Consider the following 26,403-nt stretch of genomic DNA (forward strand, 5'->3'; position numbering starts at 1 on the left):
CACTTTGTGATGCAAGCTCATCCGTTCTATTAAGCCTTGGTATGAAGTTTCTGTTCGTCAGTGCAAGCATTTGCGTCCGACTTCCTTCAGATTCCGCCTCACGGCGGACACCCTTGTCTTTCGCTAACAGTTCCTACTGCCAAGTCTGTAGTGGACTTTCACCACCAAGTTGTCGCCCATGCCGGGCGCACACCGAAAAAGAGGCTGGGACTTTTGTCCCAGCCTCTTTCCTACGTTTAGTCAAGGTAAAAGATTATAAAATAATGTCTTTTTCAAAAGAGTAGTTCTGAATTCAGACAAAAGCGCATACTAAATAAACCTCAGCCTTTTTATTTTTTTCTTAGGAGGTTCATGCTATACTACAGGTATATTATTGGTCTTAGAGACCGGGTGCGCGTAGGCGTACGAGGTATGGTTCCTTACCATGGAATGCATACATTTCAGGAGCTTGTTCATACAGGCGACTGTGGCAACCTTATCCTTCTTGGGGGTGGGTTGCCTTTTTAATTTGTAATAATAATCAACGATGTGATTGGGCGCTGATCGTTGTTGGCGAATCATGTTTCGCACTGTAAAGTAAAGTATTTTCCTCCCCTTCGGGTTTCCTCGCTTATTGATGTGATCCTTACCAATATATTTTCCTGATTGATATCGACGGATATCAATACCCACAAAAGCATTCAGCTGATTAGATGTTTCGAAACGACGGATATCACCTAATTCACCAATTAATAAGGCAGATGTTAACTCGCCTATCCCTGGAATCGTTGCGTAGAGAGTAAACTCTTCCAGTTGATGTGCTTTTTCAATGAGCTGAATTCGAAGATCATCTTTTTGTTGGAGAAGATCTTGAAGTTTCTCAGCATAATACGCTGCTCTTTGACAATGAACACTGTCAACTTGCGTTGCCGGGTAAGAATCTTTGGCATAAGATACTAACTCTTCAGCTTTCTTACGCGCTCGGTTTTCAGATATTTTCTTTCGAGTTGTTTTCATTAATCGATTCTTGATTTTAGTCGGTGTTGATTCTAATACCAAATCAGGGTGTGGATATAATCCTATTAACGTTAAAGCGTAGGGAGTGAGTCGGTTGGAAAAGAAGTGTTCTAACTCTGGAAATGTGAGTTGAAGGCAATTATGAAGATACATTCGGTTACGTTTAATGTCTGCTTCAACCTCTTGGTAAAAGCGCGACAACTCTCGCAAGACCAGATAAGTATCGATCTGAATCAACTTTGGTTTTCGTTTGTTTCGCCAGTGACTTCGAGCAAGTTGGTGAGCATCTTGCTTATCAGTTTTCCAACTTCTCAACGTGGCCTCTTCCAGCTGTTTCTTTGCCTGTAATGGATTCAATAGTATATACGGCAACTGATTGTTCTGGCAGAAGGTTTCTAAAGGTCTGGAATATATCCCTGTAGATTCAAAAACTACTTCTGGAATGCTAGGTAAATTCATAATCTCCGCTAGGAGATAAGAGAAACCAGTTTTTGTATGAGTAATAGAATCTTCCCACAAGCACGTGTCATCTTCATAGATGACAGCATAACTTTTTCCCATAGAAATATCTAAAGCTAGTACATAAGTCATTTTATTCCTCGCTTTCTTTTGTATTGAAAGACCATCACTGCTTCATTTCGTGTCTTATTTCCTATACTCGGACTCATGGTCCCACATACTTAAACCTGATTTAGAAATGACAGTGAGGGAGCTCAGTTTTTGATTCGGACTCATAGTCCCTGAGGCTTCGGTCGAGCTTCCTTTCACCCTTACTATACCTCTATAAAAGAAAAATAGTAGGTAAAAACCACCGTCGTGGTCTTTACCTACTAATCTTAGTATGTTTTTATGTGCTTAAGGACAAGTTAGTATATTATTTAAACTTACTTTGTAATGTGTCTAATCTATGACAGTTCGTCATTTATTATCAGTAATATTCGGTGATAGCCTATACTTTTATCTATACGTGATATAAAATAGTGTTAATTAAGATGGGAATCCTCGCAATTTGTAGTTCAAATTGTTACAGATATCCCGTGGAAAAATTGAATCGTCGCATATTTTTTAACTTACTTGGAGAGTGATGTAATGTCTCATAGTGAAGAAAATCAGTCTGTATTGACACCAGCGATTCAATACAGGTACTTGATCGAATGTAAAGACAGGACCGTGGAACTGGAAGTTGAGGATCGTGACGTCCTGCATAATGCGGATGATGAAATCGATTGTCCCCTGGATGTGGTCCTGAGAAAAAACAATTATTCATTCAATGACTTGATGTCATGGGATGCAAGAGAAATTCGGTTTGTAGAAGTGCGGGAGGACGAAGAACGCACGCTGAATAGCATACCCTTAAATGTGAATTTATAGATCAGAAGTGATTTTTCTTTTAGCAAAGATGAATCACTTCTTTTATTTTGACTAATTGATTAAGAGTCGAAGCATTCGCGCAAGCCTGCGCGAATGTTCATCCTGAAAAAGAACGAAACGTGATTGGGTTTGCTTCTCCGTTTAAAGAAAAGAGGACGAATCTGGCTTTTGCTTTGCTTATATTGAGACTATAGGCTACTTTTGACAGCTCAGTAAGGCATCACTGTTGAGTGGGTCCTAAAACGTAAGGGTAATGACCACCCAAATGTTTGGAGGAGCTGAGAATAACGTAAATCAGGAGTTTAATGACTAGTCCGGAAAAGATTTCAAGTGAGCAGTCAGTACGCCTTCATTCTGGTGGCCACTCAAAACCAGAGAGAAACTGAGCGGTCGGTACAGCCCCTTTACACTGACTGCCCGCTGGAAAAATGGCTCTGACCAGGCATAACAGGCAAGGTATATGAACTTCTCAAGGCATTAAGGACTGTCAGTGGTAGCTATACACGCCTTTTTTGACTAAGAAGCGTCTATAAGTGCCATTCAATCCAGCGGGTGACTAGACTTTGCAGATGGATAGCTTAAAACAGCCAAAATATTTATCTGGAAAAAAGATTCTGGTATGATTGAACAAGAAGAATAACAAGCTGGAGGAGTGACGCATGGAAATCGGGATCATCGGCCTGGGAGTTGCAGGCATCAGTATATTGAAAGAAATCGATAAACAGATGACAGAGAAGATGAAAGGTGAGCTGAACATCACGGTCTTTTCTGAAACTGAAGGATTCGGGACGGGCTTTCCGTATCAGCCGGATGATGAAGCGCTGCTCATTAATCAGTATACGGAAACTATGAGTATCGACTTGGACGATCCGCACCACTTTCTCAAATGGATGAAAGCCAAGAGGCAGCTGACTGATCTATACAATAGTCATCTGCCGCGGACTTTGTTCGGCGAATACCTTTATGAAGAGACGCTCAGCCTGATCGATAAACTGAATGTTACGGTGATCCGTGAAAAAGTGACGGCAGTTAGACCGATCAAAAAGGGTCAGTTTAACATCGTTACGGACCAGTCAGAGAAAATAGTCGACAGTGTGCACCTTTCAGTAGGTCATCTAGCCTATCAGGATCCGTATGCACTGAAAGGTTTGGAAAATTACATTTACAATCCTTACCCTGCAATCAAGAAGCTTGACTTCCCAGATCAGCCTTTGCGTATCGGCATCCTAGGGACGGGGCTGACGGCAATCGACACCTATCTGTATATGAAAAAAACGCACCCAAAAGCTTCCTTAAGTTTTCTGTCGCTGGAAGGACGTTTTTCATCGGTAAGGGGGCATGAACCAGAAATCGAGACGCATTATATCTGCCAGGAAAGCATCAAGCATCTTATAGAAAGGCATGAGGATACTGTATCCCTTGAGCAAATCAGGGAGTGGTTCCAAAAGGAAACTGAAGATCATGGCATCGATCTGCCCTGGGTTTGGGAGCACTTGGGAAAAGGCACGGTCGAAGGAATGCAGCGGGACTTGAAGCATTTAGAAGAACTGGGGAAATTCCAGGCCATTATTCGGAAAATGAGAGACTGCTATGCGCTGCTCTGGAACGCTCTTTCAGATGATGAAAGGGATGAATTCCTGAAAGGCTACGGACAGCAGTGGTCCTTTTTCAAAGCACCGATTCCTCAAAAAACAGCCCGGCTGCTGATCGAAGATATAACGGAAGGTCGGGTAAAGCTTTTCAAAAACATCCAGGCAATAACCAAAGAAAAGCAGGGGTTCAAGGTGGAGCTTGGAGACTATGATGATCAGGTCTTTGAGTATATCGTAAACGGCACAGGCCAGCAGATGGATCTGTTGAAAAACAGCCACCTCCAGCAGCCCGTCGTCAGGCAGCTCGTAGAAGACGAAATACTCAAGCCTTACCGCTACGGCGGCGTTCTGATCGACTACCCGTCGATGTGTGCCGTGGACACAAATGGCGAGAAACAGCCGGCTCTTAGAGTCTATGGCCAGCTGGCTTCCGGTGTACACTTTGGAAACAGCAGTGTGGAGATGGTGGCGAAAAGTGCGCGCTACGGTGTCAAAGCCATGCTGGATGACATTTAATAGATAAAAACCCATGCGCTGTCTACTGCTGTGATCGCAGAAGGCAGGGGCATGGGTCTGTTTTTAGTCGTCCAGAAAAACATGAGCGTCGGACTGCAGCAGGAAGGTCACCAGATGTTTTTTTTGATAGATTGAATAAGTTGCTTCTGTATAGTTTCCACTCAGCTGCTGTAAACCTTCTGCCAGAAAGCCGGCTTCCAGCGAAAAAGTAGGCGCTGCTTGTTCGGTCAGACGATGCGTGATGAGCGGGCCTGTCCAGTCGAAGTGAAGAGTCTTTTTGGCTGATTTAGTCTGAATCAGTTCACCTGCAAAGAAAGTTTCAGTCTGCTGCATTAGATCTTTGAGGGAGTCAAAGCGATACGAACGAGCCAGTTCCTTTCCGGCCCAGTAAAGAATATCTTCTTCATCTTCTTTAAGCAGGTTAGGTAAAAGCGCATCTCTTAAGAGAGTGAGACTGTCTATTTCGGATATGTGTCGGTTTTCAACGTTCATCGTTTCACCTCTTGTTTTCGTTGATCGTGTCTACGCGTTTTGTCTTTCACTTTTCCAGAAGATTCTTTATAATGGAAGAGGAGACAAAAATCATACTTATTTATTTTACCTTTTTTTCAATAAGGTTTCTATAGTATCCTGCTATTTTGTATGAATGAGCGCGATAGTTTAAATAAGAGAAAGTCACTTAGATAGGGTTGTATAAAAATGTTGAATAAACCAATCGGATTACTTGACTCAGGCGTAGGCGGCTTGACCGTTCTTAAGGCCGTGAAAGACCGGCTTCCTGGCGAGTCATTTGTTTATATCGGAGATACGAAACGATGCCCGTACGGGAATCGTACAAAAGAAGAGATCATTACCTATACTCTTGAACTTGTTCAGTTTCTACTGGATCAGCAGGTCAAAATGATCGTGATCGCATGCAATACGGCTACCGCTCATGCTTTAGATATTGTGAGAAGCAAGGTGGATATCCCTGTTATTGGTGTCGTCGGGCCAGGAAGCAGAGCCGCCGTCAAGACATCGGCGTCTAAAGAAATCGGGGTCCTGGCAACGGTAAGTACGGTCGAATCGGGATTCTACGAACACTCTCTTGTAGAAAAAGACCGGGATGTCAAGGTGAAGAGCCTGGCTTGTCCAGAATTTGTGGATATCGTCGAAGAAAATGACTATGAATCGCAAAGAGCTAAACAGCTTGTTGAGACAAAGCTCGCTGGATTTAAAACACAAGAAATGGATACAGTCATTTTAGGCTGTACGCATTTTCCGCTGCTTGCACCCTTTATTCAGGAGACTTTGGGCAAAGATATCGACTTGATCGATTCTGGTGCGCTGACCTCTTATGAAGTGGAACGTGTCTTAAAGGAAAAGGGACTGCAGTATGAAGGGACCGGTCAGAGAACGATCCGCATCTATACGACTGGGCCTGAGAAGATGTTCCGGACTATCGTGGAGAATTGGCTGGAAACGGATCAGCTCGATATAGGAAGTGTGGAACTAGAAAGGTTGAGAGAAGCAGATGTCTAAAAATAAAACGATCGTCATTGCAACGAGAAATGAAGGCAAAGCAAAGGAGTTCGAAGCTTTATTCAATAAAAAAGGATATCAAATCGTCACGCTGCTGGATTTCCCAAATATCGAAGATGTGGAAGAAACAGGGACGACCTTTAATGAAAATGCCTTGCTGAAAGCAGAGACCATTGCAGAAAAACTGGATACGCTTGTTTTGGCAGACGATTCCGGCTTGGTCGTCGATGCCCTTCATGGCCAGCCCGGAGTCTATTCGGCGCGCTATGCCGGGGAAGAGAAGAATGACGCCAAGAACAATGCCAAATTATTGAACGAACTGGCTGATTACAATGAGAATCAGCGACAGGCACATTTTCACTGTTCGCTTGCTCTTGCACATCCAGATAAAAAATCGTTAGTCATTGAAGGCAGACTGGATGGCGAGATCGCCGGTGTCCCGCGCGGAGAAAACGGGTTTGGCTATGACCCGCTGTTTTATCTGCCGGAAAAAGGAAGAACGCTGGCAGAATGTTCACAGGCTGAAAAAAACCAGATCAGCCACCGGGCAGATGCTTTGAAAAAGCTGGAACAGCATCTGGACGACTGGCTTAACAACTAAAGGAAAGGAAGTTGCAGGATGAAAATCGTCGTGGTCAGTGACAATCATGGGAACACCTACTTTATGGAAGAAATCTACACGATCCATCAGGAAGACACAGACGAATGGGTCCATTGCGGTGATTCAGAATTACTGGAGGATCATCCGCTGTGGCAGCATTACAAAACGGTCCTTGGCAATATGGATATCACGAATAAGTTCAAGCTGAGCCGGACGGAATACATCGAAGGTTTTCGTTATCTGCTTGTTCATGGACATAAGCACAGTGTCAAGCGGTCTTACGACAGACTGATCAAAGAAGCCAGAGCAGAAGATGTGAACGTGGTTTTTTATGGACACACGCACATTCCTAAAGTGGAAATAGAAGAAGGAGTCGTGTTCATTAATCCGGGAAGTATTGCTCAGCCAAGAAACAGAGCCCAGGGCACTTACTTAGTGATGAAGCTGGATGATGATCTGACTTCAGCAGAATTGACGTTTTACGACCAGGATCATAATATCCAGCACGACTTGACAACGCGTGTATCACTTGCTGGCTAAAGGCCGGTATCCTCATTGTTTTCTCATTTTTTAAAAGGTCTTAACCATTACATTGAAAGCGCCTGATAAGAATGTTCAAAAGTTATCTAAGAATGTTCTCTAAAATGGTGGCTTTGTTTTGGCTTTCAGACAGAATAACGGTACAATAGAGGTGAGGATAACGGTTGCAAGGAGTGAAGAAATGATAAGCGAAAAGGTAAAAAAGCTGCTGATCGACAGCGAAACGTCTTTGGTCAAGCCAGCTGAGCAGGTAGCGGTCGTTGGAGTCAAGAACAGACTCGATCACGCTCTGCTGCTGCTGACGACGGACAAATATGCTGTCGTGCCGGTTTTAGATGAGGAGTCAAAGATGCGCGGACTCATCTCGATGCCGACGATCATGCAGACGATCATGGATATTCAGGATGTCCATTTTGAAAAACTGGGAGAAATCGAAGTCGGGGAAGTCATGGATAGAGAATACCCCTGCGTACTGGAAGATTTTGAACTGGAAGATGTTCTCCACATGCTGGTTGACAATGCGTTCATCACCGTCGTTGACAGTCGAGGCTATTTCAAAGGGATCATTACACGCAGCGAAATACTTAAAGGCACGAACCGCATCGCCCATGAATTTGAGAAAAGATATATAGTAAAAGAAAAAGAAACCGTTGCGCAGTGAAAAGATAAACCGGGCCGAACAGCATTTAAGCTGTTCGGCCCGGTTTTTTAAATTATCACATATTGAACAGCGAATATCAGGCTATGGGTTGGGCATTTCCAGCGTGACATTAGGCAGATCGACGCCGGCTTTAGTCAAGGCGTCAACATATTTTTCATAAAAAACATTACGCATGCCATATTGTGTACCGGCTTTGGTGTACATAATGACTTGCACAGCCAGCTGTCCTGGGCCGACGGGGACAAAAGAAACCTCAGTCGGTGCCAGCGTGATTTCGTCATATTCAGGCACGGCTTCTTTATTCACCTGTTCCATCACCCTTCGTACTTTCTGGAGGTCAGTAGACGGATAAAGTCGTATCTGAATAAGTACCCGCATGTCAGCGCGTGACCGGTTGCTGATTATCGTGATCTCCCGGTTAGGGATGAAATGCAGCGTCCCGTCAAAGTCTTTCACCTGCGTCGTCTTCAAATTCACGTCTTCCACTGTGCCTGTCAGACCGCTGATTTCCACCACATCACCTACATCAATCTGTTTTTCGAGCAGGATCATGAAACCATTTACGATATCGGCTACGAAACCTTGCGCGCCTAAGGACAAGGCCAAACCGATGACCCCGGCACTGGCGAGCAGTGTCCCGACGGGAATCCCGATCAGCTCCAAAATCACATAGACGAGAAAGAATAAAAGAACGGCGTTGAAAATGTTTTTACTTAATTTATGCAGGGTGTTCAATCGGTTGGGGACCGTATGCTTCTCCTTTATATAGCGGGTAAAGATTTTTTCGATAACATAGCGTCCAATGCGTCTCAAGATAAAGAAGACAATGATTGCTGCTATGATCTGCAGGATGACAAGCAGGACTGACCAGGCGATTTCCTGCCACTCTATCGCCTGCCATTTTTCGATGAACAGATTAACCTGCTCATCGACATCTTCTATAGTTTCTGGCGTCTGATCCATATAGGCTCCTTTCCGTTCAACTCTTTATGATCGATCTTCTATTATTTTAACATTTTTTTTGGAAGATACAATTTAATCCGTGTTCCAATTCATCTCAGTTGCATTTAAATCGACTTAAGTGGTAACCTTAATTCATACAGAATATAAGAAAGAGGGATAAATATGACAGGTGGAGAAATAGCAGCTTTGATTGCAGCAATCGCTTTTGCCGTACTGGTATTAGGTCTGGTTTACGTCCTGTTCAAGGTGGCAAAAATGGTTTCCGAACTGAATACCACAGTGGAGGAAGCGAACAAGAGTCTAAGTACGATCACGAAGGATGCAGATCTACTGCTTATTGAGGTAGAAGGACTGCTTAATAAGTCGAATGTCACATTGGATGATGTTAATGGCAAACTTGGCTTGACTGATCCGCTGTTCAAAGCAGTTGGAGATCTAGGCGAGTCGGTATCAAGTCTGAACAATTCGACACGCAATCTGAGCTCTCATTTAGCCAGTGCTTCAAAACGCGGTGCATCGATCGGTATCGCCAAAAAAGTCGGCTCGACCATGAGCAGAGATAGAAAAAAACAGTAAATCACTCATTTATCGAATAAAAAAAGGAGAGATTTAACATTATGTTTATGAGAAAAATAGGTAAAGTATATGAAGTCAAAGGGTTCGTACTTGGAACGTTCGTAGGAGCTGCAGTTGCCGGATTGACTGCACTGCTGCTGGCGCCAAAATCAGGAAAAGAAGTTCGCGGTGACATCAAAGACCGTACCGTGAAGACGAAAGACCAGGCGAAGGATTATGTGAACAAAGCTAAAGATAAAGGTTTGGAGCTGAAAGATTCTGTTGCCAAGAAAAGCGAAGGGTACAAGAAGGATGCTTCAGAAAGTTATGAACAGCTAACGAACCAGGCTGACGAAAACATGGATAAAGCTGGCGAAAATCTGGAGAAAATCAAGAAAGAAGCCAAAGAAACAGCTGAAAAAGTCAAAGGTAAGATGAACAAGGAAAACGATTCGTCTAAAAAGAATGATCCGACAGCACCAGACACCACATCGCGTGCTGTAAGTGCCGATGCCCAGGCAGACTCCACTGTTTCTTCCGACAATGAATCAGAAGACAATAAAACAGATGCCACTTACTTTAATCCTGGGAACAAATAAAAATCAGTTAGAAAAGAAAGGATGAAGGGTGCGGTCAAGATCGCATCCTTTTTCGTACATAAAAAGAACTAATTAGTGTAGGAAACCAATGGAAAGGGCTGAGAGAATGGACATTAAGCAGATGGAAGAACTTTTAATAATAGCTTTTATCAGTTATATCATCGTCCTGTTCCTGCTCCGCTTATCTGGTAAACGCACACTTCTGAAAATGAATACTTTTGACTTTATCATTACTGTTTCACTGGGTGCTGTTTTCGGCAATATGCTGATGAATTATGAAGACCGCCTCATGAAGGGGATCTACGTTATCTTCCTCCTGCTGCTTTTTCAGTTTTTTTCAAGTCTTCTGTCTGCGAGGTATGCTTTTTTTGATACCTTGCTTAAAGCAAAGCCGACCCTGCTTTTCTATGAGGGAAAGTATTACGAATCGATACTTAAAAAGGAACGGATACCCAAATCGGAAGTCCTGCAGGCCATGCGTGAACAGGGAATAGGCAGAGTGGAAGAGGTAGGGGCAGTGATCCTTGAAACAGACGGAACGATATCTGTTCTGCACAAAGAGAAAAGTAAAAAGAACGATCTTGATACGCTAGAAGACCTGGACAAGGAAAGCAAAAAGAGAAAGAAGGATTCAGATGACGATCAGTTTGATTGATGCAATAAAGCTCATAACGATAAGTACGGTCAGCTTTATTTCGATCGTTCTTGTTTTACGCGCTTCAGGAAAAAGAACATTATCCAAGATGAATGCTTTTGATTTTATCGTGACCGTTGCACTCGGCTCTGTTTTAGCGACGACCATTGTGAACTATAAAGATTCATTTTGGAACGGGATCCTCACATTCATCATGCTGGTGACCTTGCAGCATGTAGCCACCTGGCTGTCCATCCGGTTCAAATCAGTCGGGTCGATGATAAAATCGGAACCGACGCTGCTCTACTACGCGGATACTTTTCAGGAGAAGGCGATGAGGAGAGAGCGGGTAGACCGAAGCGAATTGAAACAGGCGATAAGAAAAGCCGGTTATGTATCGTTTGATAAAATTTCTGCCATTATACTTGAGTCAGACGGGACACTGACCGTCATGTCGTCTTCTGATAAAAGAGAGCTCGATAAAAAAGACTTTATTTTCATAAATAAAAAGTAATAAAATAGCCTGCCAAAGGAGACATTACTCTTTCGGCAGACTATTTTTAGTTTTTAACAGGCAGTTCGATCAGCTCTTTTGTTGTATGGGTAAAGGGACGAGCACCTTCTGATGTGACATAAATACAGTCTTCTACACGAACACCCAAGTAACCGTCGATATATACACCAGGTTCGATTGAGAAGCACATGTTTTCTCGGATCTCAAGTTCGACCCCAGGCGCGATATTCGGATATTCGTGGACTGAACGGCCGAGTCCGTGACCTAAACGGTGGGTGAAATAGTCGCCGTAGCCTGCTTCTTCAATGTGCCGGCGGGCCGTTCTATCGATATCGCCAGCTAGGACGCCGGGCTTGATAAAGCTCTGCGCCTTTTCCTGAGCCTCTTTGACCACTTTGTAGATTGCTTTTTTCTCTTCGTCTGCTTTGCCGTAAACCACGGTGCGAGTCATATCACTCGTATAGCCATTGTAGACGACACCTAAGTCAAAGAGGACCCAGTCGTTCGGCTGGAGCTTCCGACTTCCGGGGGCACCGTGCGGACTGGCTGCATGATCACCGAACAGGACCATTGTGGGGAAACTCATTTTCTCGACGCCGTATTTTTTTATCTCGTATTCGATCAAGGCAACGACTTCTTCCTCGGCTATCCCCGTCTTCAAGGAAGCCATGCCGATCTCCAGTGCTTTGTCAGCCAGTTCTCCGGCTTCTTTCATAATCGAAATTTCCTCAGGCTGCTTGATCACGCGCAGATTCTGAATGAGAGGCGTAGCGTTCGTGAAAGAGGCTTCCTTAAATACGTCATTCAAAGCATGGTAGCGTGAGACAACGAGAGAATCTTCGTCGACACCGACTCGTTTTATCGTATCAGCCTCGTTCTGGAGGGCATCCTTTAGTAAGGACCAGGGAGAAACTTCATCCTGATATGAAAGGATAAAGTCGCAATCGGCTGCCGCTTTAGCGGACTGCTTTTCAAGTTCCGGTACGATCATCCAGACTTTGTCTTTGAAGACTAAAACAGCCACGACCCGTTCATGCGGTTCACTTTCGAAGCCAGTTAAATAAGCGACGGTCAGCGGTTCATCAAAATAAAGAAAATCGATCGTTTCTTTCTGCATCGTCTGCTGCAGTGTGTTTATAAGTGTCATGAATACCCCTTCTTTTCTGTGATTTAGATTAAGTTTATCAGAAAAAATAGCCATAGTATAGCACAAGAAAGCCTTTTCTGAAAACAAATTAGAAAATTTCATGAAAATTGAATCTTATAATTGAATTTGGAAGCGGACTCTGTTATTCTTGATAAAGAAGAATGCGCTCACAAAAATCAAAATCTCTTAGAAGGAGTTTATTATGGACAAACAAACAATTACGATTTATGATGTTGCCCGTGAAGCAGGCGTTTCAATGGCGACCGTTTCACGTGTTGTCAACGGCAACCCGAATGTTAAACCAACGACTAGAAAGAAAGTTTTAGAAGTCATCGACCGTCTGGACTATCGACCAAATGCAGTGGCACGCGGACTAGCCAGCAAGAAGACAACGACAGTAGGGGTCATCATCCCTGATGTAACCAACCTTTATTTCTCATCACTTGCTCGCGGAATCGACGACATTGCGACGATGTACAAGTACAATATCATCTTGGCCAACTCAGATAAAAATGAAGAAAAGGAAGTGCAGGTATTGAATACGCTTCTTGCCAAGCAGGTTGATGGTGTTATCTTTATGGGTAACAAGATCACTGATGAACTGCGTGCTGAATTTTCACGTTCACGCACACCGGTCGTTCTGGCTGGAACAGTCGATCCGGATGAACAGGTGGGCAGTGTCAATATAGACTATGAAAAAGCTACCGAAGAAGCAACAACGATGCTCATCAACAACGGACATAAGAAAGTGGCATTCATTTCAGAAAGTCACGAAGAACCGATCAACGGCATTTACCGCTTGAACGGGTACAAGAAGGCCTTGGAAAATGCCTCACTGACTTACGACGAAGATTTGGTCCTGCAGTCCGAGTACACATATAAAGTAGGGGAAGCCGTTTATGAACAGCTGAATAAAGCTGGGGCTACGGCAGCTGTTGTTGCAGACGATGAACTGGCTTTAGGTATCTTGAATGCGGCACTTGACCGCGGCGTAAGCGTTCCTGAAGACTTTGAGATCATCACATCGAACAACTCCAAACTGACAGCCATGTCAAGACCAAGACTGACTACAGTCGAGCAGCCGCTTTACGATATCGGTGCAGTTGCCATGCGTCTACTGACGAAGCTGATGAACAAAGAAGAGACCGATGAGAAGACGATCACGCTACCGTACACGATCGGTTCGAAAGGTACAACTAAGTAAGAAAATAAAAGAGGAAAAGGCTGGGGAGAAAGAATCCTCAGCCTTTTCGCTTTGTAAGGGATAGATAGAGATTGACGAGACAATGAAGTGGATGCAAAAAAAGAGACTGGGGGATCAAATCCCCAGTCTCTTTAACTTCTTGTATCTTATTCTCCAGATTCTTCTGAATCGTCATTGCCTTCATCAGAGTCATCATTGCCTTCCGGTGCTTCTTCCTCTTCGGGTTCCGGCTCAGGCTCAGGTTCAGGCTCGGGTTCCGGCTCAGGCTCAGGTTCAGGCTCGGGTTCCGGTTCTTCTTCAGGTTCAGGCTCAGGTTCGGGTTCTGGTTCTTCTTCAGGCTCTGAATCAGATTCATTATTTTCTTCAGGTTCTGATTCTGTTTCCTCTTCAGATTCATTATCGTCACTGGATCCTTCATTATCGGAAGTGTCGTCTTCGTCTTCATCAGGTTCATTAGACGGACGTCTGTCTCCCCAGAATTCAGCTAATTCCTCATCCGTGGCGCCGATAGCAAAGTCATAAACCGTAGGGCCAGGGACGTTGCTTTCCTTGAATATTTCTGTATGCGTCGGTCCAGAGTAATTAAAGGTGCTTCCGCCAGGCGTTTCAATTGTTCCTGACTTCATGCCTGTCGCACGTATGACGGATTCGGATGTCACACTGGATGGCATAGGGAACTGTTCCCCAACACCAAAGATATCCGGATTCACTTCGTATACAGCATTCATAAGTGTAGCCCAGAAGTTTCGGTTGCGTCGACTTGGGTGGATACCGAAGTCATCGCCCAAGCGGAAATTGTCGTTACCATAGCCAATCCAGGTACCGAAACTGATACGTGGTGTGCTGGCAGCATACCAGATGTCTTTACGGTCCTGTGTCGTACCGGTTTTCGATATCCAGTCAGCCTCGAATGGCAGGTTATCCATAGTCCCGCGGGCAGTACCTTCGGTGTGGACGCCTCTCAGCATGTCGAGGATCAGGTAATTGGTGTCTTCTCCCCAGACGCGCGTTTCCTTTGCTTCATGTTCGTAAACGGCCTCTCCGTTGCTGTTTTCGATGCGTTCAATAATATATGGCTCAGCGTGGACCCCGTTGTTTCCCATGGTAGAGAAGGCACTGATCAGATCAACGGCCGGTATACCTTTACTCAATCCTCCCAAGGCAGTCGAAGGGTTGTCAAACTCGCTGCTTGGCATCATGTCTTCATCGATCCCCATGCGGCGGATGTATTGTTCTGACGTGCGGTTGTCTTTCAGTTCCATGTATATTTTTGATGCAGGAATGTTCTGAGAAACGGTGATCGCCTGTCTGGCTGTCATCCATTCATTTGTTGTACGCGTCGCATTCGTTACTGGGTGTCCTGTAAAATCACCTATTGTATCATCCCAAGTAGGAACCTCAAAATAAGTATCCGGAACGATCGTAGCCGGCGTAATGATATTTTCTTCGATGGCAGGACCATAGACAGCTAAGGGTTTGATGACAGATCCCGGACTACGGGTGCCGTTGAATGCTGTGTTGAATTGTTCGACATTGTAATCGGCACCGCCGATGAATCCGATGACGCGTCCTGTCTGGTTGTCGATCATCGCTCCAGCTGTATTGATGGGGACTTCGACCTCATGTGTTTCACCGTCGTCATCTTCATACGTGTAGTAACGCGGCGCACCCAGCTGGTCTTTATATTCGGCAGTCACGCGTTCCAGGGTATCATGGATCTCTTTGTCGATCGTGGTGTAGACTTTGTAGCCCTCATTTTCTATTGCGTACTTAGCGCGTTCATTATATTCGTTGACTAGCTCAGGATTTTCCTCAAGCATTTCATCCGTGACTTCGTCGTCCTTCATGAATTTTTCGGAAAGTATTTCCAGTGACCGTTCAAGGGCAATGTCATACACGTAGGAATTATCATCATAGTCGATGTTTTCCTGATTGATGAAGTCCTGAGTGATATCGTAGGCACGTGCTTCTTCATATTCTGCTTCGGTGATATGACCTTCACGGTACATACGGAACAAAACTTCATGCTGCCGTGAAATACTTAAGTCATGGCTTTCCTTGATCTGTCCGTAATTTGTGTAAGGAGTGAAGACGATCGGACGCTGGGGCAGCCCGGCTATGAAGGCGGCTTGCGGAAGCGATACGTCGCTTGCTGAGACACCGAATATACCTTGTGCAGCTTCTTCGACTCCGGCAATGTTCTGTCCTTTATTGTTACGTCCAAAAGGGGACACGTTCAGATAAGCTTCCAGGATCTGATCTTTGTCGATCTCATTCTCCAGGTGGTAAGCAAGCAGGATTTCGTTGGCTTTTCGTTCATGCGTGACTTCCGGAGATAGGATCTGCTGCTTGATCAGCTGCTGGGTCAGTGTCGATCCGCCGGTGGTAGCTCCGGAATCTGAAAGTTCCTGAACTAGAGCACGAGCGACCGCTTTCGGTACCACGCCTTCATGTTCGAAGAAGTATTCGTCTTCTGTCGAAACCACAGCGTTGATCAAAAGGTCTGAGACATTATCCAAAGGAATAGGCGTACGCAGCAGGTCAGAACGGACATCACTGATCAAACTCTCATCTGCATAATACATGCTCGATTTACGTGTATAATCTTGGATCTGCGTCAACATTTCCTCGCGCTCAGGTATTTCTGATCCGTGAACGAGGGAGGCAAAATATCCGACCGCCGTACCTGCTCCTAAAGAGCCGGCCACAAGAAGGATGATTATGAGTAAAATGACTAAAGCTTTAACGACACGGTAAAAGATATCGAAGTAATAGACAACGGATTCGAAGCGCGATGACTGTTCGGTTTCTTTGGTTTCTTCCGATTGTTTTTGTTCTTCATTTTCAGATCGTTTCATTATAGGCTCCTTATTTAGTATATATAGTAATATGACTTGCTATATTATAGCAAAACTAGAAGGAAATTAAAACGCAAGGCGGGGTATTCACGCAACTAATTCGATATTGTGACGAAATTGTTAAGCCGCTATAAGGATAGAAAGTCCCTCTGCAAAGATGATTCGCAGAGGGGGATCTAATCTTATACTTTCTCCGGAAGGCTTTCACCGATAGCTTGAAGACGCTGTACTACTTCTTCTTGGCTGAGCTGATGTTCTTGGATGTAGCGGTTGCGCGGATGAACGCGGCACTTGTGTGAACAGCCTCTGAGATATTTGTGTTCGTTTTCTTCTGACATGATGACCTGACGATTGCATTCAGGATTGGCACAGTTGACATAGCGTTCGCACGGCTCGCCGTCGAACCAGTCTCTGGCAATGACTTTCTTGTCGACTTTATTGATGTCTACGCTGATGCGTTCGTCAAAGACATACATTTTTCCGTCCCATTTTTCACCTTGCGTTTCTGGATCGGTCCCGTAATGATGGATACCGCCGTGAAGCTGTCCGACATCTTCAAAGCCTTCTTTGATGAGCCAGCCTGTCAGTTTTTCGCAGCGGATACCGCCCGTGCAGTAGGTGACGACCCGCTTGTCCATGAATTTCTCTTTGTTTTCCTTGATCCACTCAGGCAGTTCTCTGAATGAACGAATATCGGGACGGATCGCGCCTCTGAAGTGCCCCAAGTCATACTCGTAATCGTTGCGGGCATCTAGAACGATCGTGTTTTCATCTTCGAGCGCTTCTTTCCACTCGACAGGATCTAAGAACTTACCGGTCAGCTCACTGGCATCGTGGTTTTCTTCACCCAGCTTCAAAGATACGATTTCCTGACGATAGCGCACGTGCAGTTTCTTGAAGGCATGTTCGTCGGCTTCGTCGATCTTGAAAAAAATGTCACTGAAGCGCTCATCGGAACGTACAGCTTCCATATAGCGGTCGGTCTGTTCGACCGTACCGGAACAGGTCCCGTTCAACCCTTCTTCTGACACAAGTATACGGCCTTTCAATCCGATATCCTGGCACAGCGCCATATGTTCATCTCTAAATTTTTCAGGATCGTCGATGTGTACATATTTGTAATAAAGTAATACGCGGTAGTCACTCATGAATAATTCCTCCTTGAATACGTGTAAATAATAAGTGTAATCATTAAAAAGTATAGGCCCAAAAGCCTTAAATTGCAAGTATTGGTTACCGTCTGACTTGTGAAAGATGTACAAGTGAAACAGAAGTGAAATATGAATGCAACCAACTTATTATGCACGAGTGGTATACTAAGCCATAGTTAGCCGATAGAACATGTTCGGTGATTAGCGAATATATATTTTTTGCAAAAAATTTAACTCACCCATATTTGGAGGGAATGTCCGTTGAAAAAGTAATTAATTGTATCAGCACTGACCAGTACGTTGTTGTTGAGTTCACTATCTCTCACATCAGAAGTTTTTGCGAACGAGTATGATGAAGCGATCCAGGAAAACCTGAACAAGATCGAAGAAACTGAAAACAAGGTACATAACTTGGAAGGTACGATCAATTCTTTACAAGTTGACGTTCAAAATACCGAAGCGGAATTAAATACGATCAATAATGATATAGAAGCCAATGAAGAGCGTATCAACGAAGCGGTTGCCCGTCTGGAAGCAGCGCACGAAAAAATGGAAGCCTTGCAGGCAGAAGTTGCCGAACTTGAAGTGATCATTGAAAAACGCAGCGAGCAGCTTGAGAATCAGGCGAGAAAAATACATGTTGACGGTCAGACCGCCAATTACATCGAATTTATCTTGGATGCCGAATCGCTGACAGATGTCTTTGGCCGTATCGATGTCGTATCTAATCTCGTCGGCTCTAACCGCAAACTGGTAGAAGCGCAGATCAGAGATCAGCAGGCAGTCATCGAGAAGCAGGAAGAGACTGAAGAGACGATCGTTCAGCAGAATGCCTTGGCTGCAGAGCTTGAAGGAATTTCTGAAGAACTCGAGCAGCAGCGTCTGGAAAAAGAAGTTTTAGTGGCTCAGCTCGCTTCAGAAAGAGCTACAGCTGAAGCAGACCGTGAACGTTTCTTATCTGAAAAAGCGGAAGCTGAAAAAGCTGTGGTCGAGCTTGTTGCTGCAAGAGAAGAAGCAGCCCAGGCTGCAAGGGAAGCAGAAGAGAGAAGACGTGCAGAAGCAGAGGCAGAAGTTTCTATTTCATCCTCTCAAACAAGTGATTCAAACGAGACAGCTTCTGTCAGTGTGGCCCAGTCTTCATCAACTGAATCAGCAACGGAAACGACTAGTCAAGAAGCACCTGCCAGCAGTCAGGAAGCCTCTTCATCAAATCAAGCTGAACAGCCTGCCAAGGAAACAAGCAAGCCGAAACCTGATCTGAAACCGACCCCGGCACCATCGAGCGGTGGCGTGACTTGGGGACAGATCAGTTCCTATGCCAACGGCGTATTAGGTACACCTTATCTATATGGCGGATCAACGACGAATGCTTTTGACTGTTCAGGCTTTACAAGCTACGTATTCAGACAAGCCGGTGTAAACCTGCCGCGTTCAGCCGCCGGTCAGTATGCTTCGGCTCAGAAAGTGTCTAACCCGCGTCCGGGGGACCTGGTTTTCTTCTCTGAAAACGGCTCGCGTGTCAGTCACGTCGGTATCTACGTCGGCAACGGCCAGTTCATTGGTGCCCAGACAAGCACAGGTGTTGCGTATACTCAAGTCAACTCCAACTACTGGGGACGTCGTTTCGTCGGATACGGAAGATACTAGAATAACATAATTATAGGGAAAGCGCTGATGCCAAAACTGAGATGTTTTGGCACCAGGGCTTTTTTGTATTTTAAAGAAAGAAGGAAGATTCTCGTCCGCTGACGAGAATCGACTATACGGAAGAGCCGAAAAGCAATAAAAGGTGCGGATTTTTGATTAAGTATAGCCCTACTAATACTTAAGCTGAGTACGTCGAATGCGGCTTTCAATAGACGTACTCAGATCAGAAATGATGTGAGCCGTGCGAATAGAGGGCACATTGGACGTGCTCAAATCAATTCACGGGCGAGTACTGCCAATGACGTATGTATTCGGTGTGCTGAGCGCAAAATCAGTCTGAGCAGTGTCAATGATGAAGAAATAAGACGTACCCAAATACATAGGAGCTGCGGGTGCGTTCAATGATGGGTACATTAGACGTACCCAAGCCCATTTTAAACCTGGCAAACTCAATGAAGGCCACATTGAGCTTATTCAGGTAACAACGACTGTTCAGCACGTCCAATGCCGGTCCGATAGACAGTACTGGGCTAAAGCTGTACACTGGGTGAGCTCAATCAGCCTTTATTCAGTAAATCAACGCTTAGATAAAGCCAAAAGGAGCAGCCATCACTCTGAGAGAGTGGGCTGCTCCTTTTCAAGCGATTTAATTAAAGGGTTCAATATTAAACGCGGTCTGCAGTCAATGCAAGGTAGTCGTCGATATCCGCTAAGATCTCATCGATCGCTGACTGCCAGAAATCCGGTTGAGTCAAGTCGACTGCCAAGTGCTTTTCAGCAAGCTCTTCTGTCGTCATGCTGGCCGTATCTCTCAAGAGACTGCGGTAATCTTCTGAGAACGACTGGCCTTCCCGCTTGGCTTTGGAATAGATCCCCAGACTGAACAGGAAGCCGAAGGTGTAAGGGAAATTGTAGAAGGAGATCCCTGTGATGTAAAAATGCAGCTTGCTTGCCCAGAACGTTGGATGATACGTCTCAAGCGAATCAAGGAAAGCTTCTTTCTGTGCTTCTTCCATAATGGTACTCAGTTCCTCTTCATTGACAAGACCGTTCTGACGAGCTTCGTAGAAACGTTTTTCGAAAAGGAATCGGCTGTGGATATTCATGAACATGATCGCAGCACGTGAGATCTTGCTGTCCAAGAGGGCGATCTTCTCTTCGTCAGAAGCAGCTGCTTCAACCGTCGCATCAGAAATCAGCATTTCCGCAAAAGTAGAGGCTGTTTCGGCAACGTTCATAGCATAGCTGCGGTTCAGTGCCGGCAGGTCGCGCATAACGTGGCTGTGATAGGCGTGCCCCAATTCGTGAGCCAAGGTCGACACATTGTTTGCACTGCCTGAGAAGGTCATGAAGATACGGGACTGCTTGCTTTCAGGCAGGTTCGAGCAGTAAGCTCCCGGTCGCTTGCCTTCTTTATCTTCAGCTTCGACCCAGCCTTCATTAAAGGCCCGCTGCGCCATATCCTGCATTTCCTGACTGAATGTCCCGAAGTGGGTGGTCACGAAATCCTGTGCATCTTCAAACGAGTACGTTTTCGGTTCGTAATCGCCGACAGAAACCGGAGCAGTGACGTCCGCCCAGTTCAGCTTGTCTTTGCCCATAAGTGCTGCCTTGCGGTTAAGGAATTCGACAACTTTCGGCTTGTTTTCAGTGATCGTGTCCCACATCATATTCAGTGTATCTTCTTTCATGCGGTTGTATTCAAGCGGCGGGTTCAAAAAGTCTTTCTCGCCTCTTAGATCATAAGTCTGAAGTCTGAAACCAGCCAAGTGGTTGAGCGTATCGGAAAACAGCGGTGCTTTCTCTTTCCAGGCGTTCTCCCAGTCTTTAAGAAGACGTGCTCTGACGGCAGGATCTTCTGAGCCGGTCAGTTTATTTGCGGCCTGTCCGGCAGACAAGTAAGTGATTTTGCCGTCTTCTTCAAAAGGCACATTGACACTGTTGACGATGGTCTGGTACATATTACCGAAACCGTTCAACCCGTCAAGAGACAGTTTCTGGATGATTTTTTCTTCTTTTTCAGACAGAAGTTTCTGACCTTTTTCTCTTTTTTCTTCCAAAGGAAAGGCGCTCTGCTTGAACGGTTCTTTAGAAATCAGCGTTTGCCATTCGTCTCTAGGAATATCCTTGAGTTTTTTCATAAAGAGCGTTTCAACCTCGCTCATCTGACTCCCCACAGTGCTGAGCTGGTTCACGACTTTTGCCGCCTGAAGGTCTTTCGTGTTGGCTGAAAATAGACCGCGAGCAAAGGTGCCAGCTTCTGACAAGCCGTTCCCGATGGTTTCTCTCTTCTCTAAGAATGAAGCCAGCTGGCTGTATTTTGGCTGATCTTCTGAAGGCTCCCATTCGCTGATCTGCGTGAGCGTTTCTTGTATCAGCGCGTCCAGTTCTTTGATCCGTTTTTGCAAAGTCTCGGAATGACTTCCCCCTTCAAAGACACTGTCCATGTTCCAATTCTGTGATGCTGTCATTGATTATCTCTCCCCTTAAAATAGACTGCTTTTATTGTATCGTTTTTTTCTTTCCATATCCAGACACATCAGTTAGAATAGAGATATTGACTGAATGAGGTGTATAGAAATGAATAGAAAAGCTAGACCGATCGACAATGTTTATCTGCTGCTTGCGTTTGCTATCATGGCACTGCTGTTTTACAGCTCGTCCATGGGATATGAAGACCAGAACGTCCAGCCGCTGCTTCATCAGTGGCTGGAAAGTGAACCGCTGCGCGGACTTTTTGAACGGGTCGCATTCATGTACGCCGGAAGCGAAGTAAGTATCGCCGCTCAAGGTTACATAGGTTTCATCGAATTTTTCATCCGAAAAGGGGCGCATTTCGTTTCCTACTTCCTGCTGGGTTTGTTCTGGTTTCTGGGACTGAAAAACCGTGTAGCTCAGCCGTGGCTCACGTTCTTAGTGGCTCTGATGCTTTCTGTCGGCTATGCCTCTTTCGACGAACTGAGACAGTCCTTCCATCCGAACCGTACGGCGCTTATGGAAGATGTCATGCTGGATGCTGCTGGAGCGATCGTTGGGTTGACGCTTGCCATGCTTGCTAAACCAAAGGGGAGAAGACGACAGAAACTTCGCTTCAAACGCTAGCTTCAGTTTAAAGCGATATTAGGGCTCGTGTTGTAAGCGACATCATCCTTTTTGCCGGCAGTTGATATAGCTTGAAATTTTGGTATAATAACAAAGGATAAACGTAAATCAAATTCAGGAAAGAGGAATTGTGATGGCAGGACATTCAAAATGGAACAACATCAAGCAGCGTAAAGGCGCTCAGGATGCCAAACGCGGAAAGATATTCCAGAAATTATCTAAAGAAATCTATAAAGCAGCGAAAGACGGCGGCGCGGATCCGGAAATGAACGCGGCTCTTAGACTGGCAGTGGACAAAGCTAAGTCCAACAACATGCCTAACGACAATATCGACCGTGCGATCAAGCGTGCGACCGATGCGGGTCAGGGCGATAACTATGATGAAGTCGTTTACGAAGGATACGGACCTAACGGCATCGCTATCCTCGTTCACGCACTGACAGACAACCTGAACCGTTCAAGTACCAACATCCGAGTTGCCTTTGACCGTAACGGCGGTTCTTTAGGCGAAAAAGGCTCAGTGAGCTACATGTTCGACCGTAAAGGCTACATCGCTATCGCCCGTGAAGGCCTGGATGTCGATGAAGATACGATGCTGATGGAAGTCCTTGAAGCCGGCGGAGAAGAGCTGGAGACCAGTGACGAAGTATTCGAGATCTATACAGAAGCAACAGACTTCACAGCTGTTAGAGACGCGCTGAAAGAAGCGGGCTATACTTTGGATCAGGCAGAATTGACCATGATCCCTCAGACGACCGTGCCTGTCCCTGCAGACAAAGAAGAAACCTTTGAAAATCTGATCGATGCGCTTGAAGACGATGATGATGTCAGCGAAGTCTATCATAACGCTGAAGTTTAACCCGTCACCTAACTAAAAAACAGCAGCAGAAACAAAGCCTCAAATGAGTGGAGAAAATATTCTTCATTTATTTGAGGTTTTTTTCGTGAGCATTTAAACCGTTGGATAATATATATAGCGTAGAACAAAAAATAGTGAAAGGGAGGATGTGATGGATACAGAAGCCTTTGCAAGTCATCTGCTAACGATGGCCGACTCATATCGGACGAGTGATATACACGTTTTGCCCGAACAGAAGCACTATGACGTATACTTTCGTCTGAATGGTCAAATGGAAAAACAGTATTATCTGGACCGGGAAGAAGGGACGCGGCTGATCTCTTATTTCAAGTTTTTATCGAATATGGATGTGGGAGAGAGACGGCGCCCTCAGAGCGGGAGCACGACTTTTCAGCTGAGCGAGAAAGCCATCGACTGCCGGTTCTCTACGATCAGCAACTACCAGTCGCAGGAATCACTGGTCATCCGTCTACTGAAGCAGAAAGAAGAGGAGACGCTCGTTCCCGGCACCTTCTTTAAGCATGAGTGGGAGAAACTGGAGCGGCTGGTGCAGGCCAAATCCGGCTTGCTGCTTTTTTCAGGGCCGGTCGATTCCGGTAAAACGACGACGATGTATCATTTGATCAAGAACCGGATGCAGGGGGAAAAACAGCAGGTCATCACTGTCGAAGATCCGGTGGAGATCGAAGAGAGCAGCTTCCTGCAAACTCAAGTTAATGAGACAGCCGGCGTTTCATACGAGCACTTATTGAAGTCAAGCCTCAGACATCACCCGGATGTGATCATCGTCGGCGAGATCAGAGATGAAGAAACGGCCAAGATGGTGATGCGGGGCGCGCTGACCGGACACCTGATAGTTGCATCCATTCATGCCAAGAATGCGAGAGGCGTCATCTCAAGGATGGAGGAGCTGGGCGTCGGCCTGCCTTTGCTGAAACAGACGCTGATCGGTGTGGCGTTTCAGACGCTGCTGCCGCTTTACTGTCCGCTGTGCGAGACGAACTGTCAGACCTACTGCTCGCATCACGACAGAGGGAAGAAGCGTCTGGCCCTGTTTGAAGTGATGACGGCGGAAGAAATGGTTCCTGTGCTGGAGAACAATGCTGTCGGAGAAACGTTGTCTAAAAAGTCAGGCAGCCGGGACTTCAATCATTTACTGGAAAAGGTGTATGTGAATGGTTATATCACTGAAAAAACCTACCACCGCTATTATATTTCGAACGCATAAAGAAACATTGCGACAGGGACGTTTTCTGAAACGCTGCGGCCAGCTGCTTCTGGACGGTTTTTCACTGCAGGAAGCGCTGGTATTTCTGGAGACCATCGTGGACAGCGACTCCAGACAGATGATCGAAGTTGTTCACAAGGAAGTCAGCCGCGGCGAACTTTTTTCTGCGGCGTTAAAGGAGGCCGGCTTTTCAGATGTCGTGTGTGCTCAGCTGTATTTCTCCCTTTTTCATGGTCAGCTTGCCCAGACAGCAGTGAAAGCGGGCAGTCAGCTGCTGAAACAGGCGGAAAAGAAGCGGAAAATGCAAGCCCTTTTGCAGTATCCTGTTGTTCTCCTGTTTTTTGTCATGATCATGCTGCTGGCGATGCGGTTCATCCTCCTGCCGCATATCCATGAATTGACTGCACTTCAGCCAGAGCAGCTGGATATCGGCACGCGTCTGGTGGTTGCGGGCGTTTATCATGCGCCTGTGATCCTGGCCGGAGGGAGCCTGGTCTTTCTGCTCATCCTGCTGCTGTTGATTAATAAGGGAAGAAAACTGACACCGATGAACCGTCTGCAGTGGCTGACCAGATGGACGCGGTCGTCGCTGTTCACTTTGTACTGGAGCCAGTTTTTCTCCAATGAATGGGGAGTTCTGCTCAAAGGTAACAGCAGCCTCCTGGAAGTCGTCACGATCATGAAAAAGAATGCCTTGTCTCCTTTGATCACTGAAGTCGGAGAATATATCGAAATGGAAATGAAGCAGGGCAAGTCCTTTCATGACAGCCTCCAGGAACTGACATTTTTGAAAAAAGAAGTCATCTTGGTGGTCAGACAGGGAGAGAAGTCGGGGCACTTGGGACAGGAATTGGAAATGTATGCCAGAGAATGCGAAGAGGAATTTGATAAACAGATCGAACAGGTGATGAACTGGGTCCAGCCAGTCATCTTTATATTCGTGGCGCTTGTGATCGTGGCGATCTATGCGGCTTTGCTGCTGCCGACCTTCAATGCGCTGCAGACATTTTAGGAAAAGAGGAAAATATATGAAACAAACCAATGCATGGATAAAACGGGAAGAAGGCTTTACATTAATTGAAATGTCACTGGTGCTCTTCATCATTTCAGCCCTGCTCCTGCTTTTTGTTCCGAACCTGTCCGGAAGACAGACCAGTGCCGCCACTACTGGAGATGAAGCCATAGCCAGTGTACTCCAGTCCCAGGTGGATATGTACAAGATGGATAAGAAGGAAGCGCCGGCTTCGTTTGAAGTTTTAAAAACAGCTGGCTATCTTACCGAAAAACAACTTGCTAAAGCAATTACCGGGTTTGATTTAGTTAATGGCGTCGTCAAAGCCAAGACAGAAACCAGTCTACCCTGACTAAGGAGTTAATGCATGTTTGCAACACTTAAGAAAGATGATGGATTCACACTCATAGAAGTTGTGCTGGTCTTATCGATCGTTTCACTGCTGGCGACCTTTCCAGTCATGCACTTTGCCCAGCTGAAAAAAGAAACGGAGACCCAGCTGTTCTTTGAAGCTCTGCGTTCGGGGATCACACTGATCCAGACCGAAGCTGTTATCAATGATCACTGGACGAACATGGAAGTGCGGCCGACCAACCGGCTGATACGGTTCAGAGTCACGGGGAAAGAAAACAGTGATCATCCGGCCAATCATATCCTGTATTTACCTGAATCCATCTCTTTATACGGAACGTCAAAGGAATACCAGTTTTCACGAAGTTCAGGCAATCTCGGTAACATCAACGAACTGAATTTCAATACCATTCACGGAAAAGTGACCGTGAGTTTTCAGATGGGGAGTGGAAGGTTTGTCATTAAGTAAGAAGGATTCCGGTTTTATCATGCTTGAAAGTCTCGTAAGCATCAGTATACTGGCTTTTTTTATCGGGATCGTCTTTCCGTTTGCCATGGAGCTGCTGGTGATAAGGGAGCAGACAAAAACTGACGTTGAACTGAACCGGTTCTTATACGAAAGTGCTTTATTTTACGATAAGGATGATCTGAAGAGCCGTCAGTTCTTATCCGGTGATGTAAAAGCGCACAGCTTTGAAACAAACAGCAGTATTCATATTTATGTCGAAGAAAATCGAGTCAGGGAGATCGATTTCATAACCGCAGAGTGGAATCCATGAGA

25 protein-coding genes and 1 pseudogene are annotated in these 26,403 nt (G+C 45.5%); 19 read left to right on the forward strand and 7 right to left on the reverse strand.

Annotated features, from left to right (window positions below; all coding sequences use genetic code 11):
* Positions 1–354: 354 nt before the first annotated feature.
* On the reverse strand, positions 355–1,587 hold the full coding sequence (locus tag AB4027_RS03815) for an IS110 family transposase (RefSeq protein ID WP_368646036.1): 1,233 nt from the start codon (positions 1,585–1,587) through the stop codon (positions 355–357).
* Positions 1,588–2,085: 498 nt separating this feature from the next.
* On the opposite strand from AB4027_RS03815, the gene AB4027_RS03820 reads away from it, so the two are divergent.
* Entirely contained in the window at positions 2,086–2,367 is a 282-nt protein-coding gene (locus AB4027_RS03820; RefSeq protein WP_368646037.1) for a hypothetical protein, read from the forward strand.
* A 659-nt stretch (positions 2,368–3,026) separates the two neighbouring features.
* Positions 3,027–4,475, forward strand: a complete 1,449-nt coding sequence (locus AB4027_RS03825) for an FAD/NAD(P)-binding protein (protein ID WP_368646038.1) — start codon at positions 3,027–3,029, stop codon at positions 4,473–4,475.
* Positions 4,476–4,538: 63 nt separating this feature from the next.
* Here the strand turns inward: AB4027_RS03825 and AB4027_RS03830 are convergent, their stop codons facing one another.
* The gene (locus tag AB4027_RS03830; protein ID WP_368646039.1) at positions 4,539–4,967 is read right to left on the reverse strand and encodes a DUF2507 domain-containing protein; all 429 of its coding nucleotides are present in this window, start codon (positions 4,965–4,967) and stop codon (positions 4,539–4,541) included.
* A 207-nt stretch (positions 4,968–5,174) separates the two neighbouring features.
* Between AB4027_RS03830 and racE the strand changes: the two genes are divergently transcribed.
* The 4 genes and pseudogenes from racE to cbpB all read left to right on the forward strand — a co-directional run bounded on the left by racE (position 5,175) and on the right by cbpB (position 7,798).
* The gene (racE, locus tag AB4027_RS03835; RefSeq protein WP_368646040.1) at positions 5,175–5,996 is read left to right on the forward strand and encodes a glutamate racemase; all 822 of its coding nucleotides are present in this window, start codon (positions 5,175–5,177) and stop codon (positions 5,994–5,996) included.
* Positions 5,986–6,597: pseudogene (locus tag AB4027_RS03840) on the forward strand (XTP/dITP diphosphatase); the annotation flags it as partial. The gene racE and the pseudogene AB4027_RS03840, both read left to right, overlap by 11 nt.
* Positions 6,598–6,615: 18 nt before the next feature.
* Positions 6,616–7,137 carry a metallophosphoesterase family protein gene (locus tag AB4027_RS03845; protein ID WP_368646041.1) on the forward strand — a complete coding sequence of 174 codons (522 nt, stop codon included), beginning with the start codon at positions 6,616–6,618 and terminating at the stop codon, positions 7,135–7,137.
* A 181-nt stretch (positions 7,138–7,318) separates the two neighbouring features.
* Positions 7,319–7,798 (forward strand): cyclic-di-AMP-binding protein CbpB, encoded by a 480-nt coding sequence (gene cbpB, locus AB4027_RS03850; RefSeq protein WP_368646042.1) that lies wholly within the window; start codon positions 7,319–7,321, stop codon positions 7,796–7,798.
* Positions 7,799–7,879: 81 nt separating this feature from the next.
* On the opposite strand, the gene AB4027_RS03855 is transcribed toward cbpB, so the two are convergent.
* Entirely contained in the window at positions 7,880–8,761 is an 882-nt protein-coding gene (locus AB4027_RS03855; protein WP_368646043.1) for a mechanosensitive ion channel family protein, read from the reverse strand.
* A gap of 162 nt (positions 8,762–8,923) precedes the next feature.
* On the opposite strand from AB4027_RS03855, the gene AB4027_RS03860 reads away from it, so the two are divergent.
* The 4 genes from AB4027_RS03860 to AB4027_RS03875 all read left to right on the forward strand — a co-directional run bounded on the left by AB4027_RS03860 (position 8,924) and on the right by AB4027_RS03875 (position 11,063).
* The gene (locus AB4027_RS03860) at positions 8,924–9,337 is read left to right on the forward strand and encodes a DUF948 domain-containing protein (RefSeq protein WP_368646044.1); all 414 of its coding nucleotides are present in this window, start codon (positions 8,924–8,926) and stop codon (positions 9,335–9,337) included.
* Between the two features lie 41 nt (positions 9,338–9,378).
* The gene (locus AB4027_RS03865; RefSeq protein WP_368646045.1) at positions 9,379–9,915 is read left to right on the forward strand and encodes a YtxH domain-containing protein; all 537 of its coding nucleotides are present in this window, start codon (positions 9,379–9,381) and stop codon (positions 9,913–9,915) included.
* A gap of 106 nt (positions 9,916–10,021) precedes the next feature.
* Positions 10,022–10,570 carry a DUF421 domain-containing protein gene (locus AB4027_RS03870; protein ID WP_368646046.1) on the forward strand — a complete coding sequence of 183 codons (549 nt, stop codon included), beginning with the start codon at positions 10,022–10,024 and terminating at the stop codon, positions 10,568–10,570.
* Positions 10,551–11,063 (forward strand): DUF421 domain-containing protein, encoded by a 513-nt coding sequence (locus tag AB4027_RS03875; protein WP_368646047.1) that lies wholly within the window; start codon positions 10,551–10,553, stop codon positions 11,061–11,063. Before AB4027_RS03870 ends, AB4027_RS03875 begins: the two co-directional genes overlap by 20 nt.
* Before the next feature lie 46 nt (positions 11,064–11,109).
* Here AB4027_RS03875 and AB4027_RS03880 read toward each other — a convergent pair whose 3' ends face one another.
* The gene (locus tag AB4027_RS03880; RefSeq protein WP_368646048.1) at positions 11,110–12,210 is read right to left on the reverse strand and encodes a M24 family metallopeptidase; all 1,101 of its coding nucleotides are present in this window, start codon (positions 12,208–12,210) and stop codon (positions 11,110–11,112) included.
* A gap of 202 nt (positions 12,211–12,412) precedes the next feature.
* On the opposite strand from AB4027_RS03880, the gene ccpA reads away from it, so the two are divergent.
* Positions 12,413–13,414 carry a catabolite control protein A gene (ccpA, locus tag AB4027_RS03885; RefSeq protein ID WP_368646049.1) on the forward strand — a complete coding sequence of 334 codons (1,002 nt, stop codon included), beginning with the start codon at positions 12,413–12,415 and terminating at the stop codon, positions 13,412–13,414.
* A 146-nt stretch (positions 13,415–13,560) separates the two neighbouring features.
* Here the strand turns inward: ccpA and AB4027_RS03890 are convergent, their stop codons facing one another.
* Together AB4027_RS03890 and AB4027_RS03895 are read right to left on the reverse strand one after the other, a co-directional pair.
* Positions 13,561–16,272: a transglycosylase domain-containing protein gene (locus AB4027_RS03890; protein WP_368646050.1), complete on the reverse strand. Its 2,712-nt coding sequence runs from the start codon at positions 16,270–16,272 to the stop codon at positions 13,561–13,563.
* 182 nt (positions 16,273–16,454) lie between these two features.
* Positions 16,455–17,420, reverse strand: coding sequence for a rhodanese-related sulfurtransferase (locus AB4027_RS03895; protein ID WP_368646051.1), 966 nt, complete (start codon positions 17,418–17,420; stop codon positions 16,455–16,457).
* Positions 17,421–17,729: 309 nt separating this feature from the next.
* Here AB4027_RS03895 and AB4027_RS03900 point away from each other — a divergent pair, with 309 nt between their 5' ends.
* Positions 17,730–19,070, forward strand: coding sequence for an NlpC/P60 family protein (locus AB4027_RS03900; RefSeq protein ID WP_368646052.1), 1,341 nt, complete (start codon positions 17,730–17,732; stop codon positions 19,068–19,070).
* Between the two features lie 665 nt (positions 19,071–19,735).
* Here AB4027_RS03900 and AB4027_RS03905 read toward each other — a convergent pair.
* Positions 19,736–21,541, reverse strand: coding sequence for a M3 family oligoendopeptidase (locus AB4027_RS03905; RefSeq protein WP_368646053.1), 1,806 nt, complete (start codon positions 21,539–21,541; stop codon positions 19,736–19,738).
* Positions 21,542–21,650: 109 nt separating this feature from the next.
* Between AB4027_RS03905 and AB4027_RS03910 the strand changes: the two genes are divergently transcribed.
* The 7 genes from AB4027_RS03910 (at position 21,651) to AB4027_RS03940 (ending at position 26,401) form a co-directional block, all read left to right on the forward strand.
* Positions 21,651–22,172 (forward strand): VanZ family protein, encoded by a 522-nt coding sequence (locus tag AB4027_RS03910; protein ID WP_368646054.1) that lies wholly within the window; start codon positions 21,651–21,653, stop codon positions 22,170–22,172.
* A gap of 133 nt (positions 22,173–22,305) precedes the next feature.
* Complete coding sequence (locus tag AB4027_RS03915) at positions 22,306–23,031, forward strand: YebC/PmpR family DNA-binding transcriptional regulator (RefSeq protein WP_368646055.1); 726 nt, start codon at positions 22,306–22,308, stop codon at positions 23,029–23,031.
* 151 nt (positions 23,032–23,182) lie between these two features.
* Positions 23,183–24,259 carry a competence type IV pilus ATPase ComGA gene (gene comGA / locus AB4027_RS03920; RefSeq protein WP_368646056.1) on the forward strand — a complete coding sequence of 359 codons (1,077 nt, stop codon included), beginning with the start codon at positions 23,183–23,185 and terminating at the stop codon, positions 24,257–24,259.
* On the forward strand, positions 24,207–25,271 hold the full coding sequence (comGB, locus tag AB4027_RS03925) for a competence type IV pilus assembly protein ComGB (RefSeq protein WP_368646057.1): 1,065 nt from the start codon (positions 24,207–24,209) through the stop codon (positions 25,269–25,271). The genes comGA and comGB overlap by 53 nt, the downstream gene beginning before the upstream one ends.
* A gap of 16 nt (positions 25,272–25,287) precedes the next feature.
* Entirely contained in the window at positions 25,288–25,623 is a 336-nt protein-coding gene (gene comGC / locus AB4027_RS03930; protein ID WP_368646058.1) for a competence type IV pilus major pilin ComGC, read from the forward strand.
* Between the two features lie 15 nt (positions 25,624–25,638).
* Positions 25,639–26,091 carry a competence type IV pilus minor pilin ComGD gene (gene comGD / locus AB4027_RS03935; RefSeq protein WP_368646059.1) on the forward strand — a complete coding sequence of 151 codons (453 nt, stop codon included), beginning with the start codon at positions 25,639–25,641 and terminating at the stop codon, positions 26,089–26,091.
* Positions 26,078–26,401 (forward strand): hypothetical protein, encoded by a 324-nt coding sequence (locus AB4027_RS03940; RefSeq protein WP_368646060.1) that lies wholly within the window; start codon positions 26,078–26,080, stop codon positions 26,399–26,401. Before comGD ends, AB4027_RS03940 begins: the two co-directional genes overlap by 14 nt.
* The last annotated feature ends 2 nt before the right edge of the window (positions 26,402–26,403 follow it).

Origin of the sequence: Alkalibacterium putridalgicola (assembly GCF_040959045.1) — a bacterium.
Taxonomy (GTDB): Bacteria; Bacillota; Bacilli; order Lactobacillales; family Carnobacteriaceae_A; genus Alkalibacterium; species Alkalibacterium putridalgicola.